Annotated in this window: 18 protein-coding genes; 16 read left to right on the forward strand and 2 right to left on the reverse strand. The window is 64.8% G+C overall.

All coding sequences use genetic code 11. The features are described from left to right. Positions 1 to 12: 12 nt before the first annotated feature. From murC to recN, 11 genes are all read left to right on the forward strand, one after another. Positions 13 to 1,419, forward strand: a complete 1,407-nt coding sequence (murC, locus tag P1K30_RS11805) for a UDP-N-acetylmuramate--L-alanine ligase (protein ID WP_275632941.1) — start codon at positions 13 to 15, stop codon at positions 1,417 to 1,419. A gap of 11 nt (positions 1,420 to 1,430) precedes the next feature. Continuing rightward, on the forward strand, positions 1,431 to 1,670 hold the full coding sequence (locus tag P1K30_RS11810; protein WP_275632942.1) for a DUF2484 family protein: 240 nt from the start codon (positions 1,431 to 1,433) through the stop codon (positions 1,668 to 1,670). Next, entirely contained in the window at positions 1,667 to 1,921 is a 255-nt protein-coding gene (locus P1K30_RS11815; protein ID WP_275632943.1) for a DUF2484 family protein, read from the forward strand. Before P1K30_RS11810 ends, P1K30_RS11815 begins: the two co-directional genes overlap by 4 nt. A 1-nt stretch (position 1,922) precedes the next feature. After that, on the forward strand, positions 1,923 to 2,849 hold the full coding sequence (gene murB, locus P1K30_RS11820; protein ID WP_275632944.1) for a UDP-N-acetylmuramate dehydrogenase: 927 nt from the start codon (positions 1,923 to 1,925) through the stop codon (positions 2,847 to 2,849). A 101-nt stretch (positions 2,850 to 2,950) separates the two neighbouring features. Next, complete coding sequence (locus P1K30_RS11825) at positions 2,951 to 3,829, forward strand: D-alanine--D-alanine ligase (protein WP_379560622.1); 879 nt, start codon at positions 2,951 to 2,953, stop codon at positions 3,827 to 3,829. Continuing rightward, positions 3,817 to 4,701 carry a cell division protein FtsQ/DivIB gene (locus P1K30_RS11830; RefSeq protein ID WP_275632946.1) on the forward strand — a complete coding sequence of 295 codons (885 nt, stop codon included), beginning with the start codon at positions 3,817 to 3,819 and terminating at the stop codon, positions 4,699 to 4,701. The genes P1K30_RS11825 and P1K30_RS11830 overlap by 13 nt, the downstream gene beginning before the upstream one ends. Beyond that, positions 4,698 to 6,032 (forward strand): cell division protein FtsA, encoded by a 1,335-nt coding sequence (ftsA, locus tag P1K30_RS11835; protein WP_275632947.1) that lies wholly within the window; start codon positions 4,698 to 4,700, stop codon positions 6,030 to 6,032. Before P1K30_RS11830 ends, ftsA begins: the two co-directional genes overlap by 4 nt. Positions 6,033 to 6,205: 173 nt before the next feature. Beyond that, positions 6,206 to 7,843, forward strand: coding sequence for a cell division protein FtsZ (gene ftsZ, locus P1K30_RS11840; protein WP_275632948.1), 1,638 nt, complete (start codon positions 6,206 to 6,208; stop codon positions 7,841 to 7,843). A 220-nt stretch (positions 7,844 to 8,063) separates the two neighbouring features. After that, positions 8,064 to 8,996 carry a UDP-3-O-acyl-N-acetylglucosamine deacetylase gene (lpxC, locus tag P1K30_RS11845; RefSeq protein ID WP_275632949.1) on the forward strand — a complete coding sequence of 311 codons (933 nt, stop codon included), beginning with the start codon at positions 8,064 to 8,066 and terminating at the stop codon, positions 8,994 to 8,996. A gap of 159 nt (positions 8,997 to 9,155) precedes the next feature. Continuing rightward, a complete protein-coding gene (locus P1K30_RS11850) occupies positions 9,156 to 9,992 on the forward strand; it encodes an outer membrane protein assembly factor BamD (protein WP_275632950.1) in 837 nt (278 codons plus the stop codon). A 66-nt stretch (positions 9,993 to 10,058) separates the two neighbouring features. Further along, the gene (gene recN / locus P1K30_RS11855) at positions 10,059 to 11,708 is read left to right on the forward strand and encodes a DNA repair protein RecN (protein WP_275632951.1); all 1,650 of its coding nucleotides are present in this window, start codon (positions 10,059 to 10,061) and stop codon (positions 11,706 to 11,708) included. Between the two features lie 6 nt (positions 11,709 to 11,714). On the opposite strand, the gene P1K30_RS11860 is transcribed toward recN, so the two are convergent. Beyond that, the gene (locus P1K30_RS11860; protein ID WP_275632952.1) at positions 11,715 to 12,464 is read right to left on the reverse strand and encodes a sulfite exporter TauE/SafE family protein; all 750 of its coding nucleotides are present in this window, start codon (positions 12,462 to 12,464) and stop codon (positions 11,715 to 11,717) included. Between the two features lie 63 nt (positions 12,465 to 12,527). Then, positions 12,528 to 13,295, reverse strand: a complete 768-nt coding sequence (locus tag P1K30_RS11865) for an SDR family oxidoreductase (protein ID WP_275632953.1) — start codon at positions 13,293 to 13,295, stop codon at positions 12,528 to 12,530. 118 nt (positions 13,296 to 13,413) lie between these two features. On the opposite strand from P1K30_RS11865, the gene P1K30_RS11870 reads away from it, so the two are divergent. The 5 genes from P1K30_RS11870 (at position 13,414) to P1K30_RS11890 (ending at position 18,680) form a co-directional block, all read left to right on the forward strand. After that, positions 13,414 to 13,962 (forward strand): tetratricopeptide repeat protein, encoded by a 549-nt coding sequence (locus P1K30_RS11870; RefSeq protein WP_275632954.1) that lies wholly within the window; start codon positions 13,414 to 13,416, stop codon positions 13,960 to 13,962. Positions 13,963 to 14,208: 246 nt separating this feature from the next. Continuing rightward, the gene (locus tag P1K30_RS11875) at positions 14,209 to 15,309 is read left to right on the forward strand and encodes an ABC transporter ATP-binding protein (RefSeq protein ID WP_275632955.1); all 1,101 of its coding nucleotides are present in this window, start codon (positions 14,209 to 14,211) and stop codon (positions 15,307 to 15,309) included. A gap of 87 nt (positions 15,310 to 15,396) precedes the next feature. After that, positions 15,397 to 16,509 (forward strand): extracellular solute-binding protein, encoded by a 1,113-nt coding sequence (locus tag P1K30_RS11880; protein WP_275632956.1) that lies wholly within the window; start codon positions 15,397 to 15,399, stop codon positions 16,507 to 16,509. Between the two features lie 135 nt (positions 16,510 to 16,644). Next, positions 16,645 to 16,932 (forward strand): DUF1330 domain-containing protein, encoded by a 288-nt coding sequence (locus tag P1K30_RS11885; RefSeq protein WP_275632957.1) that lies wholly within the window; start codon positions 16,645 to 16,647, stop codon positions 16,930 to 16,932. A gap of 2 nt (positions 16,933 to 16,934) precedes the next feature. Continuing rightward, the gene (locus tag P1K30_RS11890; RefSeq protein WP_275632958.1) at positions 16,935 to 18,680 is read left to right on the forward strand and encodes an ABC transporter permease; all 1,746 of its coding nucleotides are present in this window, start codon (positions 16,935 to 16,937) and stop codon (positions 18,678 to 18,680) included. Positions 18,681 to 18,685: the final 5 nt, after the last annotated feature.

Consider the following 18,685-nt stretch of genomic DNA (forward strand, 5'->3'; position numbering starts at 1 on the left):
GAAAGATTTCGCATGGCTGGCACGAACGCGGCGACCAAGCTGCCGACAGAGATGGGGCCGATCCACTTCGTGGGGATCGGCGGCATCGGCATGTCCGGGATTGCCGAGGTTCTGCTGAACCACGGTTATCTGGTGCAGGGGTCCGACCTGAAAGCGTCGAAGATCACCGACCGTCTGGCCGGGATGGGCGCGAAGATCTTCGTGGGCCAGACCGCCGAGAACCTTGAAGAGGCCGAGGTCGTCGTGATCTCGTCCGCGATCAAGCCGGGCAACCCCGAACTTGACGCCGCCCGTGCGCGCGGGATGCCGGTGGTGCGCCGCGCCGAGATGCTGGCCGAGTTGATGCGCCTGAAGTCCAACGTCGCGGTCGCCGGCACGCACGGCAAAACCACGACCACCACACTGGTCGCGACGCTGCTGGATCAGGGCGGCATCGACCCCACCGTGATCAACGGCGGCATCATCCACGCCTACGGATCGAACGCCCGTGTCGGCACCGGCGACTGGATGGTGGTCGAGGCGGACGAAAGCGACGGCACCTTCAACCGTCTGCCTGCGACGATCGCCATCGTGACGAACATCGACCCCGAGCACATGGAGCACTGGGGCACCGAAGAGGCGCTGCACCAAGGCTTCCTCGACTTCGTCGAGAACATTCCGTTCTACGGGCTGGCCGTCTGCTGCACCGATGATGCGGACGTGCAGACGCTGGTCAGCAAAGTGACCGACCGCCGCGTCGTGACCTTCGGGTTCAACGCGCAGGCCGACGTGCGCGCCGACAATCTTCGGTACGAGGGCGGGGTGGCGCATTTCGACATCCGGCTGGCCGCCGAGGACAAGACGATCGAGGGCTGTACCCTGCCTATGCCTGGAAACCACAACGTTTCCAACGCGCTGGCCGCTGTTGCCGTGTCCCGCCACCTTGGCATCCCGCGTGAGAAAATCCGCGAGGCGCTGGCCGGGTTCAAGGGCGTAAATCGCCGGTTCACCAAGGTCGGCGAAGTTGGCGGTGTGACGATCATCGACGACTATGGCCACCACCCGACCGAGATTGCCGCCGTGCTGAAGGCCGCGCGGCAAGCGTCGTCGGGCAAGGTGATCGCGGTGCACCAGCCGCACCGCTACACGCGCCTGTCGAGCCTGTTCAAGGAATTCTGCGCCTGTTTCAATGACGCGGACGTTGTCGGCATCGCCGAGGTCTATGCCGCTGGCGAAGATCCCATTCCCGGCGCCAGCCGCGAGGATCTTGTCGCAGGTCTTGTGCGGGCAGGGCACCGCAACGCGAATGCCATCTCGACCGAGGACGACCTAGAGGCGCTGGTCCGCGCCAATGCCGGGCCGGGCGACATCGTCGTCTGCCTTGGCGCCGGCACCATCAGCGCATGGGCCAACGGGCTTCCGGCCCGGCTGGCGGACTGAAGGGGCGTGCGATGAGTCTGCCACTGCTTCTTGCGTGTCTTTGGGTCGTGGCGGCCTCTCTTACTGCGCTTCTGCCGATGCGGCTGCAAATGGCGCCGGGGCTGGCACTGCTGCTGTCGGCGCCGCCGCTGCTGTACTGGATCGGCGTCGCCCACGGGCTGCTGCCGACGCTGTTCGGCGTCTTCGCCGTCCTGTCGCTGTTCCGCCGCCCGTTGATCCATCTGGCCCGCAAGCTTGGGGGCGCGTCATGACGATCCCCTTCGTGCTGGCCTGCCTGTGGTGCATCGCGGCGAATTTCGCGGCGATGATCCCGTCGCGCCGCAGCCACTGGCCCGCGGCTTTCGTGCTGCTCGCGTCGGGCATTCCGATCCTGATCTGGCTGTATTTCGAGAACGGGCCGTGGTTCGCGTTGATCTTCCTCGCGGCCGGAGTGTCGATGCTGCGCTGGCCGGTGCTGTATCTTGTCCGGTGGCTGAAACGAATTGGCGGACATCCTGACTAACATGACCGAACTGCCCGAAGTGCGGGGGACCCTGACCCCCGATCGTGACCTGTCTTCCCTGACGTGGCTGCGCGTCGGCGGCCCGGCGGACTGGCTGTTCCAGCCAGCGGATACGGAGGACCTGCAGTCGTTCCTCAAGGCGCTGGATCCTTCGATCCCGGTGTTCCCGATGGGCGTCGGGTCCAACCTGATCGTGCGCGACGGCGGCATCCGGGCCGTGGTGGTGCGGCTTGGGCGGGGCTTCAACGGGATCGAGATCGACGGCGACCGGGTCACGGCCGGTGCTGCGGCGTTGGATGCGCATGTCGCGCGAAAGGCGGCGGCGGCGGGGCTGGACCTGACCTTCTTGCGCACCATTCCCGGATCGATCGGCGGCGCGGTTCGGATGAACGCTGGCTGCTATGGCACCTACACGGCGGACGTGTTCGAGCACGCCACGGCTGTCACTCGGGCAGGGGAGGCGGTCACGCTGACGGCGGCGGACCTGAACTTTGCCTATCGCCAAACGGATCTGCCGGACGGGATGGTCGTGACTTCCGCCACCTTCCGCGCGCCGAAGGGCGATCCGGCAGAGCTTGAGGCGACGATGGCGGAACAGCTGGCGCGCCGCGACGCAAGCCAGCCGTCGAAGGACCGCACGGCGGGGTCGACGTTCCGCAACCCTGCGGGGTTCAGCTCGACCGGGCGGGCCGATGACACGCACGAGTTGAAGTCGTGGAAAATCATCGAAGAAGCCGGTTTTCGGGGCTTCCGCCACGGTGGGGCGCAGATGTCCGAGAAGCATCCGAATTTCCTGACCAACGCCGACGGTGCGACGGCGGCCGAGCTGGAAGAACTCGGTGAAATGGTTCGAGAAAAGGTATTCCAAACGCGCGGGATTTCGTTAGTATGGGAAGTCATACGGGTCGGAGAACCCGTTCCCAGATAATGAGCGGTCGCACGGGTCACCAATAATAAGGCCCGGCACGAAACACAGAGGCAGAGGCGTTGGGTATGTCGGGCAGGGCATCCCCCAAGGTTGCGGTATTGATGGGCGGACTCTCGGCCGAGCGCGAGGTGTCCTTGTCATCCGGGCGTGAATGCGCCGCAGCTCTTAGGGGGGAAGGGTTCGAGGTTGTCGAGATCGACGCCGGGCCGGACCTTGCCGTGCGCCTTGCCGAAGTGAAGCCCGACGTCGCCTTCAACGCGCTGCATGGCCGGTACGGTGAAGATGGCTGCGTTCAGGGCATCCTTGAATGGCTGCAAATTCCCTACACCCATTCCGGCGTTTTGGCGTCGGCGCTTGCGATGGACAAGGACAAGACGAAGGCCGCCTATCGCGCCGCCGGTCTGCCTGTCGTCGACAGCGTGCTGGCCACGCGAGACGAGGTCCGCGCCCGTCACGTGATGGAGCCGCCCTATGTGGTGAAGCCCTATAACGAGGGGTCCAGCGTCGGCGTCTATCTTGTGAACGAGGGGTCGAACGGCCCACCGCAGCTGGACGACGCCATGCCGGACACGGTGATGGTCGAGACCTACGTGCCCGGACGCGAACTGACGACGATGGTGATGGGCGACCGCGCCATAACGGTCACCGACATCCTGACCGACGGCTGGTACGACTACGACGCCAAGTACAAGGACGGCGGTTCGCGCCACGAGGTGCCAGCCAACATCCCGCAGGACGTGTTCGACGCCTGCATGGCCCACGCGCTGACCGCGCACCGCATTCTTGGATGTCGTGGCATCAGCCGCACCGATTTCCGCTGGGACGACAGCAGGGGGCTCGACGGGCTGGTCCTGCTGGAAACCAACACGCAGCCCGGCATGACGCCGACGTCGCTGGCACCCGAGCAGGCCGCCGTCTGCGGGATGCCGTTCGGCCCGTTCTGCCGCTGGATCGTCGAGGACGCCTCATGCAACAGGTAGATCATCGTACCCCCCGCCGGGATCCGGCGCCGTCCCGCTGGGCCTATCGGATGCACCGGCTGTGGCTGACGCCCTATGTCCCGCGCCTGCTGCGCGTGGGGTTGCCGCTGGCGGTGTCCGCGCTGGCGCTGCTGTACGTGTTCATGCAGCCGGAAAACCGCACGGCCCTGACCGACATGATCGCCGAGATCCGTCGCACCGTGGCCGAGCGTCCCGAGTTCATGGTCACCGAGATGACCATCGAGAACGCGTCCGAGGAACTGACCGCCGACATCAAGGAAATCCTGCCGATGGATTTCCCAATCAGCTCTTTCGACATCGACCTTGTCGCGATGCAGAAGGTCGTCGAACAGCTGGATGCCGTCGCGCACGCCAACCTGCGGGTGAAGCCCGGCGGTGTGTTGGAACTCGCTGTCACCGAACGCCTTCCCTCTGTCGTCTGGCGCGCGCCGGGACTGCTGGAGCTTTTGGACGGGCAGGGGCGCCGCGTGGCCGCGCTTGAAGAGCGTGGACGCCGCAGCGACCTGCCGCTGATCGCCGGGATCGGCGCGGATACCGAGGTTCCCGAGGCTCTGAAACTGCACGCGGCCGCCGCGCCGATCGCGGACCGCCTGCGCGGCATCGTCCGTGTCGGCGAGCGCCGGTGGGACATCGTTCTGGACCGTGGGCAGAAGATCATGCTGCCCGAGGATGAGCCCGTCATCGCGCTGGAACGCGTCATGGCGCTGCACGAGGCGCAGGACCTGCTGGAACGCGACCTGTCGGTCGTGGACATGCGCAACCCGAACCGGGCGACGCTGCGGATGCGGCCCGACGCGGTGGCGAACCTTCATATGATCAAGGGCATCGAACTGGGAGACATACTGCAATGACGGACTTCTACGAATCCCAGCGCGCGATGCGGGCCATGCGCAAGGCCGCGTTGCAACGGGGGGTGATCGCGATCCTGGACATCGGGACGTCCAAGATCGCCTGCCTCGTGCTGCGGTTCGACGGACCCGAGCAGTACCGCGAAAGCGATGGCGTCGGCTCGCTGGCGGGGCAAAGCGCCTTCCGCGTGATCGGCGCGGCAACGACCCGGTCGCGCGGCGTTCGCTTCGGCGAGGTCTCGGCGATGAACGAGACCGAGCGTGCAATCCGCACCGCCGTACAGGCGGCGCAGAAGATGGCCGGCGTCCGCGTCGACCATGTCATCGCCTGTCTGTCCGGCGCCAACCCGCGCAGCTATGGCCTTGCCGGGTTCATCGAACTGCACGAAAGCAGCGTGACGGAACAAGACGTCGCCCGCGTCCTCGCGTCCTGCGACGTGCCCGACTATGGCGAGGGGCGGCACGTCCTGCACGCCCAGCCGGTGAACTTCGCGCTGGACCATCGGTCCGGCCTTGGCGATCCGCGCGGCCAGATCGGCAACCGTCTGGCCTGCGACATGCACATGATGACCATCGACGGCGACGCGGTGCAGAACCTGCTGTACTGCATCAAGCGGTGCGACATGGAACTCGCCGGGATCGCAAACTCGGCCTACACCTCGGGCATCTCGTCGCTGGTCGAGGATGAACAGGAGTTGGGCGCCGCCTGTGTCGATATGGGCGGCGGATCAACCGGCATCTCGATCTTCATGAAGAAGCACATGATCTATGCCGACAGCGTCCGTCTGGGCGGCGAGCATGTGACTTCGGACATCTCGAAGGGCCTGCAAGTCTCGCTGGCCACGGCCGAGCGGATCAAAACCGTGTTCGGCGGGGTGGTGGCCACCGGCATGGACGACCGCGAGCGGATCGAGATCGGCGGCGACACCGGCGACTGGGAACACGACCGCCGCACGGTCAGCCGTGCCGAGCTGATCGGCATCATGCGCCCCCGCGTCGAGGAGATTCTGGAGGAAGTCCGCGAACGGCTGGATGCAGCAGGATTCGAACATCTACCCAGTCAACAGATCGTGTTGACCGGCGGAGCCTCGCAGATTCCCGGCCTTGACGGCCTTGCGCCCAAGATCCTCGGCAATCAAGTGCGCATCGGACAGCCGCTGCGAGTTCAGGGTTTACCTCAGGCCGCAACCGGTGCAGCTTTCGCGTCGTGTGTGGGGCTGGCGCTTTTCGCCGCGCACCCGCAGGACGAGTGGTGGGACTTCGAAATGCCGGCTGAACGGTACCCCGCCAGATCGCTGCGGCGTGCGGTGAAATGGTTCAAGGACAATTGGTAAACACAAGATGTCGTTGCGCTGACCATATCCCGCCGCTGGCCATGAAATGACTTCGATATTTTGTGGCGAATTTTGTTTTTCTCGTGACCTTCCGTCGCTGAGTCGGTATGGTCAATGTCAACCGAGGCGGACCTGGGCCATACCCGGGCGGACATAGAGCAGGCGGAAAGAGGATGACTTTGAATTTGCAGATGCCCGAACGTGAAGACCTGAAGCCGCGTATTACGGTCTTCGGTGTCGGCGGCGCCGGTGGGAACGCCGTCAACAACATGATCGAGAAAGAGCTTGAGGGCGTCGAATTCGTTGTTGCGAACACCGACGCTCAAGCGCTTTCCCAAAGCCGCGCTGCCTCGCGGGTCCAGATTGGCGTGAAAGTGACCGAAGGTCTGGGCGCCGGTGCGCGTCCGTCCGTTGGCGCTGCTGCGGCGGAAGAGACCATCGAGGAGATCGTCGATCACCTCGCCGGGGCGCACATGTGCTTCATCACCGCCGGCATGGGCGGCGGCACCGGGACGGGTGCTGCGCCGATCATCGCACAGGCGGCACGCGAGCTGGGCGTTCTGACCGTCGGCGTCGTGACCAAGCCCTTCCAGTTCGAAGGTGCGAAGCGGATGCGCCAGGCCGAGGACGGCGTGGAAAATCTGCAGAAGATGGTCGACACGCTGATCATCATCCCGAACCAGAACCTGTTCCGCCTTGCCAACGAGAAGACGACCTTCACCGAAGCGTTCTCGATGGCGGACGACGTCCTGTACCAAGGCGTCAAAGGCGTCACCGACCTGATGGTCCGTCCGGGCCTCATCAACCTCGACTTTGCCGACGTTCGTGCCGTGATGGACGAAATGGGCAAGGCGATGATGGGCACCGGCGAAGCGGAAGGCGAGGATCGCGCGATCCAGGCCGCCGAGAAGGCCATCGCGAACCCGCTGCTGGACGAGATCTCGCTGCGCGGTGCGCGTGGTGTGCTGATCAACATCACCGGCGGTCACGACCTGACCCTGTTCGAACTCGACGAAGCCGCGAACCGTATCCGCGAGGAAGTGGACGCCGAGGCCAACATCATCGTCGGCTCGACGCTGGAAGACCAGATGGAAGGCCGTATGCGCGTCTCCGTCGTGGCCACTGGCATCGACGCGTCCGAGAATGTCGCCGACATCCCGGTTCCGCGCCGCCGCCTGTCCGAGCCGCTCGCTACGCCAGAGGAGGTCGACGAAAAGTTCGAGGCCGGGTTTCCTCAGGCCCAGAAGATAGCGGCTGCGGACCAGCACGTCCCGGCCGCCGCGTCCGAGCCGAAGGTCGCATCGTTCGAGCCCGAGCAGCCGTCCTTCAAGGGGATGGAGACGAAGGCCGCCAAGAACGACACCGCGAGCCTGTTCGACGACGGTGACGATCTACCGCCGCCGGCGTATCAGCCGGAACCCGTCGCTGCCGCTCCGGCCGCTGTCGAGGACGAACAGTACTTCGACGATCCGCAGCCCGAGACTTTCGTCGCACCCAAATCCAGTGCGCCGTCGCCCGAGATGCTGACCCGTCTGCAGAACGCCGTGAAGAACAGCCCGCGGGCGCGTCCTCAGGCGGTCGTCGCACAGCAACCGGCCGCCGCAGAGCAGCCGACAGAGAAGCCGCGCTTTGGCATCAACTCGCTGATCGGCCGCATGACCGGCCATTCGGGCGAGGCCGCAACGGCCGCGAAACCGCAGCCGTCGGTGCGCCGGCAGCCGCCGGTGACGGCCCCGGAAGAAGAGATGGAGCTGGATCCGGAACAGGAACGGATCGAGATTCCGGCCTTCCTGCGGCGCCAAGCCAACTGATAGCGGTCACATAAACGACCCTGAAAAGACCGGCATCGCCCGGTCTTTTCTTATTTTAAATCAATGATTTGATGGCTTGAATTTGCACATTGCGCATATTTTCGCTTACGTGCGAATCGCATGTTTCAGAGCGTTGCAAAGAGTGAATTGTAGTGAAGTTTTACGTTCCTTAACTGATGCTTGCCGGGAACCTTCTTCTCGGATTGGTGTGAGGCATACAGTGCAAACGACAATCAAGAACGCCGTGACCTTCACAGGCGTCGGTCTTCATGGCGGCGCCCCCGCCCGCGTGACGATCCTGCCGGCCTCTGCCGAGACGGGGATCTGGTTCCGCCGGGTGGACGTGACCGACAAGGACGCGCTGGTCCCCGCCCGCTGGGATGCGGTCGAGGCCGTGCCGCTGTGCACGCGTTTGTTCAATCATGAAGGCGTCTCTGTCTCGACGGTAGAGCACCTGATGGCCGCGCTGGCCGGTTGCGGCGTGCACAACGCCATGATCGAGATCGACGGCCCCGAGGTTCCGATCCTCGACGGCAGCTCTGCCCCGTTTGTGCAGGGCATCCTGTCCAAGGGCATCCGCCGCCTGCGCGCGCCGCTGCGTGCGATCCGGGTGCTGAAGCCGGTCGAGGTTCGCAACGGCGAAGCCACCGCGCGCCTTGAGCCCGCAGATTCGCTGGAGATCGAATTCAGCATCGATTTCGTGGATGCCGCCATCGGTCATCAGGAAAAGCGCCTGCACATGGCGAATGGCGCATTTCTGCATGAACTCTGCGACAGCCGCACCTTCTGCCGCCGTGCAGATGTTGAAACTATGCAAGCCAACGGTCTGGCCCTTGGCGGCGTGCCGGGTGAGAACGCGGTTGTTTTCGACGGTGACCACGTTCTGTCGCCGGGCGGTCTGCGCCACACGGACGAACCGGTCCGCCACAAGATGCTGGACGCTCTTGGCGACCTTGCACTGGCCAGCTGCCCGATCCTTGGCCGCTATACCGGCATTCGGGCCGGCCATGCGCTGACGAACCAGCTGCTGCGGGCGCTGTTCGCGGACCCGATGGCCTATCGCGTCGTCCTGTGCGACGCCGACACGGTCGCGCGCCTTCCCGGCGCGGGCGTGACGCGCGGCGATCTTGCCGCGCTGGCCCACGCGGCCTGAGACACGGTCTGAAACGGGCGGTTCATCGCCGCCCGTCCGGGTCTGTCCCGCGCCGCCGAAAGGGCTGTTGGCTCCCGGCATTTCTGTGCTAGACCAACGCGCAACAGGGCCGTCCGGCCGCGGCGGGCCGAATAAGAGCGGATAGGGTAAGGCAACTCCATGAAGCTTCGGGCGACGCGAAAGGGTGCAATCGTTTCGATCCTGGCACTGGCCTTGGTGGCTTCGTGCGGGGGTGGTCGTGATCGTACCCCGATCGAGGATCAAAGCGCCGAACAGATCTATCAGAATGCCGAGTACCAGCTTGAAGTGAATCGCGCCGACGACGCGGCGCAGCTGTTCTCGGAGATCGAGCGCCTGTACCCGTATTCCGCGCTCGCGAAGCGGGCCCTGATCATGCAGGCCTACGCTTGGCATCAGGACAAGAAATACGAGGAAACCCGCGCCGCCGCGCAGCGGTACCTTGAGTTCTACCCGGCGGACGAGGACGCGGCCTATGCGCAGTACCTGCTGGCGCTGAGCTATTACGACCAGATCGACGAGGTCGGCCGCGACCAAGGCCTGACGTTCCAGGCTTTGCAGGCGCTTCGCGTTGTGATCGAGACGTATCCCGACAGCCAGTACGCGGACTCTGCGATCCTGAAGTTCGACCTTGCCTTCAACCACCTCGCCGCGAAAGAGATGGAGATCGGCCGCTACTATCACCGCCGCAAGCATTATACCGCGTCGATCAGCCGGTTCCGCGCGGTGGTCGAGCAGTTCCAGACCACGACCCATACCCCCGAGGCGCTGTATCGCCTTGTCGAGGCTTACGTGGCGCTTGGTCTGTACAGCGAGGCGCAGACGGCGGGTGCGATCCTGGGCTACAACTACCAGTCGACCGAATGGTACGACGACGCCTACACGCTGCTGACCGGCAAGGGCCTGCGGCTTGAACTGGCGGGCGACAACTGGCTGGCGCAGATCTATCGGCAGATGGTGCGGGGCGAATGGCTCTGACACGCTGCGTTGCCGTCGGGCTGACTTGTCGCGTCGTGGCCTCCTGCGGGGGGCTTCGATAGCGCCATGCTGCGCAGTCTCGACATCCGGGACATCCTGATCATCGACCGGCTGGAACTTGACTTCCAGCCCGGCCTCAACGTGCTGACCGGTGAAACCGGGGCAGGTAAGTCGATCCTTCTCGACAGCCTTGGCTTCGTGCTGGGGTGGCGGGGCAGGGCGGAACTGGTCCGCACCGGCGCCGAGCAGGGCGAGGTCACCGCCGTCTTCGACCTGCGCGAAGGCCACCCGGCCCATGCGGTTCTGGCCGAGGCGGGCTTTCCCGAGACCGAGGAACTGATCCTGCGCCGGGTCAACACCGCCGACGGGCGCAAGACCGCGTTCGTGAACGATCGCCGCACGTCGGGCGATATCCTGCGGCGGCTGTCGGACACCTTGGTGGAACTGCACGGCCAACAGGACGATCGCGGGCTGCTGAACACGCGCGGCCATCGGCTGTTGCTGGACGACTATGCCGGGGCGGGGGCCCTGCTGTCGTCGACCCGCGCGGCGTGGCGCGCCGTGGGCGCGGCCCGCAAGGCGCTGGAGCAGGCCGAGGCGGGGCTGGCGGCAATCCGCGAGGAAGAGGACTTCCTGCGCCACGCCACCACGGAACTGGACGCGCTTGATCCGCAGCCGGGGGAAGAGGCCCAGCTGGATGACCGCCGCCGCCTGATGCAGGCCGCCGGCCGCATCCGCGAGGACGTGTCGCGCGCCCATGCCGCGCTGGGATACGATGGCGCCGAGGGCATGATCTCGGACGCGATCCGGTGGCTGGACGGCGCAGCCGATCAGGCCGAGGGCCGGCTGGACGCGCCGCTGACCGCGCTTGCCCGTGCGCTGACCGAACTCGGAGAGGCCGAACAGGCCGTGGCCGACGCGCTGGAATCGATGGAGGTCGACCCGGGCGAGTTGGAACGCGTGGAAGAACGCCTGTTCGCGATCCGCGGGCTTGCCCGCAAGCACGGTGTCGCGCCGGACGAGCTTGGCGACTTCGCGGAACGGCTGCGGACGCAGCTTGCGGCGCTGGACAGCGGTGCGGCGGATCTCAAGTCGTTGCAGGCCGCACTTGCCACGGCGGAAGCCGCCTATGACAGCGAAGCCGCCAAGCTGTCCGACCTGCGCCGAAAGGCGGCGGGAAAGCTGGACCGCGCGATGGCGAAGGAACTGGCCCCGCTGAAGATGGAACGCGCCGTCTTCGCGACCGAACTCGACGACGCCGATCCGGGCCCCGAAGGGCGTGACGCCGTGGCCTTCACCGTGGCCACCAACCCGGGCGCGCCGTCAGGGCCGCTGAACAAGATCGCCTCGGGCGGCGAACTCAGCCGCTTCTTGCTGGCGCTCAAGGTCTGCCTGACCGGCACCGACAGCGGCATTACGCTGATCTTCGACGAGATCGACCGTGGCGTCGGCGGTGCGACTGCGGACGCCGTCGGGCGGCGGCTGGAAAGCCTTGCGCACAAGGGGCAGGTGCTGGTGGTGACCCACTCGCCGCAAGTGGCGGCGCGCGGGGCGCATCACTGGCAGGTGGCCAAGCGCGTGTCGAAGGGCGCGACCCTGTCGCAGGTCACGCCGCTGGAAGGCACTGGCCGCGTGGACGAGATCGCACGGATGCTGGCCGGCGATACGATCACCGAAGAGGCGCGTGGCGCGGCGCGCGCCCTGCTGGAAGGCTAGGCGAGCCTAGCCCCACAGCCGCATCGCACCGGCCCAGACCAGACGCAGCGACAGCAGGACAAGGATCGCGTTCAGGACCTTTTTGAACAGCGCCTCGTTGATGCGGGCCAGCATGTGCTTGCCGATCCACGTTCCGACGAACCCCGCCAGCACCAGCGCAAGAATGAACAGCGCCCATTCCGAAAAGGCGAAGCCAAGGAAGCCGAACATCAGTACCTTCAGCCCGTGCTGCACGGTCATCAGCGTGGCGTGGGTTCCGACATAGGCGTGCCGGTCATAGCCTTGCGCCCGGACATAGGCCGCGACGAAGGGGCCGGTGCCGCCGATGAACATCGACAGAAAGCTAGAGAACGCCCCCGACACCGCGCCCCATTTGCGCAGGAAGGCAGGCGGTTTGCCGACCACCGTCCACAGGATGAAGACGCCCACCGCGATCTGAAGCCAGCCGGGATGCAGCTGCACGACGGTCATGCCGCCGATCAGCACGCCGATGATGGACCCGATCACGAAAGGCCAGAAGACCTGCCACTGGGTGTAGCGCACGAACAGGGCCGCGCGACCGGTGTTCGAACCCAGCTGCACCACGCCGTGCACCGGAATAATCGCCGCAGGGGGCAGAAGGGACGCCAGCACCGCCAGCATCACCCCACCGCCACCGATGCCGAATGACGCGGTGATGAAGGACGAGAAGGCGCTGACAATCAGCAGCAGCGCCGCGACCAGCGGATCCAGTCCGCCCGTGAACAAGTCGATCATGCCGTCACTGCCCCTCACACCCTATGTATACCGTCGTATACTGTTCTGCGGGGGATGGGAAGATCAGACGAGATCGGTCTCGTCCGCCAGCACCATCGCAGAGATGCCGCCATCCACGGGAATCGCCTGTCCGCGCATCCAGCCGCTGTCCGGCCCGGCAAGGAAGGCGATAACGGCGGCGATCTCGTCCGCCGTGCCGGCGCGGCCGACGCGGGCAAGCGACCCTGCGGCGCGTTCTCCAAGGGCGGCTTTGAAGTCCGACAGGATCGGCGTGTCCACCGCCGAGGGGCAGACGCAGTTCGCGCGCAGGCCCTTCGCCAGCAGCCGCTCGGTCTGGCGGATGGTCCAGACGATGACCGCCTCTTTCGACAGGCAATAGGCGCGCAGCGGGTCGATGTGGTTCGCGGCGACGAAGTCCGGCAGGCTGTCGGGGCCGGGCAGCCCCATCAGCGCCTTCACCTGCGGCAGGTTCTCACGCCAGTGTTCGCCCGCCCGCGACGCGGTGGCGACGATGGACGCGCCGGGCGCCAGTTTGGGTTCCAGCGCGGTGGCGGTGGCCATCAGGCCGAACACGTTCACCGCCAGCAACTGCGCGGCGTTTCCGTCGCGCGGGGGCAGGCCAGCGTTCAGGATCAGCGCGTCGAACGGACCCTCTGCCGCATCGGCGGCCTGCGCCACGGCGGCCGTGTCGGCCATGTCCACCGGAAGCCAGCGGTCGACGCCCTCGGGCTTTGCGATGTCGAAAGCGGTGATTCGGTGTCCGGCGGCTTTCAGGCGCCGCACAAGGGCCGCCCCGATCCCCGAGGCCGCGCCGGTCAGGGCGATATGCATGGGTTGTTCTCCGTTTGCTTAACACTGGCCGCCTTCGGCACCCTTGGCCAGTGCCAGATGACAGCGGTGTTACAGCATTTCACTTGACGCAACGGCGTTTCAGGGCCGACCATAAGCCATGACGTGCCGCATCCGCCTGTTGGGCCCCGTCCTCGCCATGCTGGCGCTATTCCCGGTCGCTGTCCCGGCGCAGCAAGGCGGGGACGAGGGTTACGAGGCGCTTCTGGCCGCGCTGGCAAACGCCGGCACGCCCGCCGAAGCGCAAGCAATCGTGCCGCGGATCTGGGATGTCTGGCTGACCGCCCCCGACGACGCCGCGCAGGAAGTGCTGGAAGAGGCGCTGTCCCGGCGGTCGGCTTATGACTATGCCGGGGCTCTTAAGCATCTGAACATACTGGTGGAATCCTATCCCACTTATGCCGAGGGCTGGAACCAGCGGGCCACCGTCCGGTTCCTTGTCGGCGACTACGAAGGCGCGCTGGCCGACGTCGAGGAAGTGCTGAAGCACGAACCGCGGCATTTCGGCGCCCTTGCGGGGCGGGGGATGATTTATTTCCAGCAGGGTCGCCTGCCGCTGGCGCAGCTGTCCGTGCGCAACGCGCTGCGGGTTCATCCCTTCTTGGCCGAACGTGCCATTCTGGACATTCCGGCGGGTCAGGAACTTTGAATTTCCCGCCTTTTGTTCGCTAATCGGTGGATTTTTCCTCACCGCGAGCCAGCTATACGCACCGAGGGCCGCAAATCCCGTCGAAAAGACGGATATGCACCACGGTAGGTCGCTGGTCGTGCCGCGATCCGGTTGCGCATCATTTAGACATTTGTTTGGATGCTGAGCGAAACGAGGGCGATCAACGCCACGATGCAAAGCGAAAACGGGGCGATCAACGCACCGGGAACAACAGGGAGAACTGGCTTGGACGGAAGCGCCGCCCATGACGCCTTTGTCGAATTCGACCGGGTGCAGAAAAGCTACGATGGCGAAACGCTCGTCGTGAAGGATCTCAACCTCTCGATCGGGAGGGGCGAATTTCTGACGATGCTCGGACCGTCCGGGTCCGGTAAGACCACCTGCCTTATGATGCTGGCCGGGTTCGAGACCGCCACCCACGGCGAAATTCGCCTTGGCGGGCAAGAGATCAACAACATCCCGCCGCACAAGCGCGGCATCGGCATGGTGTTCCAGAACTACGCCCTGTTCCCGCATATGACGGTGGCAGAGAACCTCGCCTTCCCGCTGGAAGTCCGCAAGATGGGCAAGTCGGAGCGCGAGCAGAAGGTCAAGCGCGCGCTGGACATGGTCCAGATGGGCGACTTCGGCGGCCGCCGCCCGGCGCAGCTTTCGGGTGGTCAGCAGCAGCGGATCGCACTGGCCCGCGCGCTGGTGTTCGAAGCCGAGCTAGTGCTGATGGACGAACCGCTGGGCGCGCTTGACAAACAGCTGCGCGAGCACATGCAGTTCGAGATCAAGCACATCGCCGACAACCTCGGGATCACCGTGGTCTACGTGACCCACGACCAGACCGAGGCGCTGACCATGTCGGACCGCGTCGCGGTGTTTCAAGACGGTCGCATCCAGCAGCTGGATCCGCCGGACGTCCTGTACGAAGAACCGCAGAACAGCTTCGTCGCGCAGTTCATCGGCGAGAACAATACGCTGAACGGCACCGTCAAAAGCATCACTGCCGACAAGGCTGTGGTGGAACTGGACAACGGCGAGATGATCGACACCGTGCCGGTGAACGTGAACGCCGTGGGCGACCGGACGCTGGTTTCGATCCGCCCCGAACGTGTCGAGTTCAACAAGGACCGCCTTGCCGCCGATGCGCATACGCTGAAGGCCGAGGTGCTGGAATTTATCTACATGGGCGACATCTATCGCACCAAACTGCGAGTTGCGGGCAATGACGACTTCATCGTCAAGACCCGGAACGCGCCCGACCAGCGCCGGCTGAAGCCCGGCGAGATACTGGAAATCGGGTGGCGTCCGCAGGACTGCAGGGCGCTAGACGCCTGATCGAGTTTCCCCCCGATGCACGGCCTGCCCGGGGCCAAGGGGATGGAAAAGGGAGATACGGGAAAACGACAACAGGAGAGATTTCGTATGAAACTCAAGTCACTGATGCTTATGACCGGCGCCGCCGTCGCGGCAGCGCCGATGGCGTTTGCACAGGAAATGTCCGACAGCATGACGCTTGTCAGCTGGGGCGGTGCTTACCAGAACAGCCAAGTTCAGGCCTACGCCAACCCCTACATGGAAGCGAACCCGGAAGTCGAAATCGTTTGGGACGAAAGCTCGAACGAAGCCGTGGCTCAGCTGCGCGCAATGGACGAAGCGGGCAACATCACCTGGGATCTCGTCGACGTCGTGGCGGCTGACGCCATCCGTCTGTGCGACGAAGGTCTGGCGATGGAAGTCGACCACGACGAAATCCTTGCCCCGGCGCCTGACGGCACCTCGGCCGAGGATGACTTTGGCGACATGATCGTCAGCGATTGCTTCATCCCGCAGATCGCTTACTCGACCACCTTCGGCTACCGCACCGACATGGTGCCGGAAGGCGTCGATGCGCCGTCGGAAATCTGCGACGTGTTTGACCTGGAAACCTATCCGGGCCAGCGCGCGCTGGAACGCCGTCCGATCAACAACATGGAATGGGCGCTTCTCTGCGACGGCGTCGCCAAGGACGAGATCTACGACGTGCTCGCCACGCCGGAAGGTCAGGATCAGGCGCTTGCCAAGCTCGACACCATCAAGGACAGCGTTGTCTGGTGGTCCGCCGGCGCCGACACGCCCCAGCTTCTGGCTGACGGCGAAGTCTTCATCGGTTCGACCTACAATGGTCGTCTGTTCTCGGTCATCGAAGAGCAGGACCAGCCGGTTGCGATGATGTGGGACGCTCAGGTCTATGACCTTGACGGCTGGATCATCCCCGAAGGTCTGCCGGAAGATCGTCTCGCTCGCGTGATGGATTTCCTGTACTTCGCCACCGACACCCAGCGTCTGGCCGATCAGGCTGCGTACATCTCCTACGGCCCGGCCCGCGTTTCGTCCGGCCCGCTTGTCGGCGAGCACGCCGAACTGGGGATCGACATGGCGCCGCACATGCCGACGGCTGAAGCCAACGCTGGCAACACCTTCGTCTACAACTACGAGTTCTGGGCCGACTATCGCGACGACATCGACGCGAAGTTCCAAGCCTGGCTCGCTCAGTAAGATTGACAGACCGGCGCGTTCCTTTCGGGGCGCGCCACCCTGTCACAAGATAACGGAGCGGCCCGGCCCAGCGTTGGGCCGCTTCCCAAAAACCAAAGTCAAAAATCAAAAAACGACAACGGGGAACACACGATCATGCCCAAGGGCTATATCATTGCGCATATCAAGGTGACCGATCCGGAACTGTACCCGGAGTACGTGCGCCTCGACACGCCGATCCTGCAGAAGATGGGGGCCAATTTCATCGTCCGCGGCGGTCGCAACGAAGTGGTCGAAGGCACCTGCGGCGACCGACATGTCGTCATGGAGTTCCCCAGCTACGAAGAGGCGCTCGCGGCGTACAACGATCCCGACTACCAAGAAGTCGCCGAGATCCGCCGCAAGTCCGCCGATAGTCTGATCCTAGTCGTCGAAGGGACCTGAGCATGACCGATGCCACCTCGGGGCCCGACGTCAAGACTGGCCCGACACCCGACAACGCCCTGCGCGAAGCCGACGCGGTAGACCAGAAGGGCCCGGTGCTGGCCGCGGACGGCACACCGCTGAAGCGGTCGCTGATGCGCGCGCTTCGCCGCGAAAAGCTGCGGGCGCTGATGCTGATCGCGCCGCTGCTGATCTTCGTGCTTGTCACCTTCATCGCGCCGATCCTCGACATGCTGTTCCGGTCGGTCGAGAACCAGATCGTCGAGAACACGATCCCGGAAACGGTGTCGGTCCTGCAGGACTGGGACGCGGTGTCCGACGAGCAGCCGCCGGAAGCGGTGTACGAAGCCCTTTACTACGATCTGTTCCTTGCCGCCGAAGCCCGCCGCCACACGCGTCTGGGCACGCGCCTGAACTATGAACAGGTTGGCCTGTCGTCGCTGTTCCGCTCCTCGGGGCGCGGTCTGGACGATTTCGCCGAGGTTTATCAGGACCCGCTGGAAGATCTGGACGAACGCTGGGAAGACGCCGGGTTCTGGTTCGAGATGATGGGCACGACCGGCGACGCGCCGGGCAATGTCGATCTGATCGAAGCACAGCGCAGCCGCCTTTCGGCGCTGTTGCAGGACCCGATGGGCGGCGACATCGGTTTCGTTCCCGACGCCGCGATCAGCGAGGTCCTGCCGCGCACGGCAGAAGCCTATGCCGCCTTCGCAGCCTTCACCGCCCTTGTCGACGAAGACGTCGTCGCGGAAGAGGAACCGTGGGAAGCCGTCTTCGCCGCGCTGGGTAAGGACCTGACGCGCGACGGCGCCGCCGAGGCGGTGGCCGGCTATGACGGGTTCGGGGCCGACGCGCTTGCGGCGGCGATGGAAGAGGTCGTTCCCGACTTCCCCGACCAGCAATACGCCCCGTTCTTCGCCGAACTGGACCCGGACTGGGCCAGCCCGGAAGTCTGGGCCACGATCAAGACGTTTTCGCCGCAGTACACCTCTGGCTACTTCCTGTCCTCGGTTGACCTGAAGCTGACGCCGGAAGGGGTGCAGCAGCAGCCTGACGACCAGCAGATCTATATGCTGCTGTTCAAGCGCACGATGATCATGTCGCTGACGATCATGCTGTCGTGCATCTTGCTGGGCTATCCGGTGGCGTACCTGCTGTCGAACCTGCCGATGCGGGTGTCGTCGCTGCTGATGATCCTTGTGCTGCTGCCGTTCTGGACCTCGCTTCTGGTGCGGACGTCAGCATGGAAGGTCCTGCTGCAGCAACAGGGGGTCATCAACGACATCCTTGTCTGGGTCGGCCTTGTGGCGGACGACAACCGATTGGTGATGATCAACAACCAGTTCGGCACCATCGTCGCGATGACGCACATCCTGCTGCCGTTCATGATCCTGCCGCTGTACTCGGTGATGAAGACGGTTCCGCCGTCCTATGTCCGCGCGGCCAAGTCGCTGGGTGCGACGCCGTGGACGGCCTTCTGGAGGGTGTATTTCCCGCAATCGGTGCCCGGCATCGGCGCGGGCTCGATCCTCGTGTTCATCCTTGCGATCGGCTACTACATCACGCCGGAACTGGTGGGTGGCACCACGGGTACCTTCATCAGTAACCGGATCGCCTATCACATCTCGTCGTCGCTGAACTGGGGCCTTGCGGCCGCGCTGGGGACCATCCTGCTGGTGGTCGTGCTGGTGCTGTACTGGGTCTACGACAAGATCGTCGGCATCGATAACGTGAGCCTGGGGTAATCGGA

The organism is Psychromarinibacter halotolerans (genome assembly GCF_029168315.1).
Classification (GTDB): domain Bacteria; phylum Pseudomonadota; class Alphaproteobacteria; order Rhodobacterales; family Rhodobacteraceae; genus Psychromarinibacter; species Psychromarinibacter halotolerans.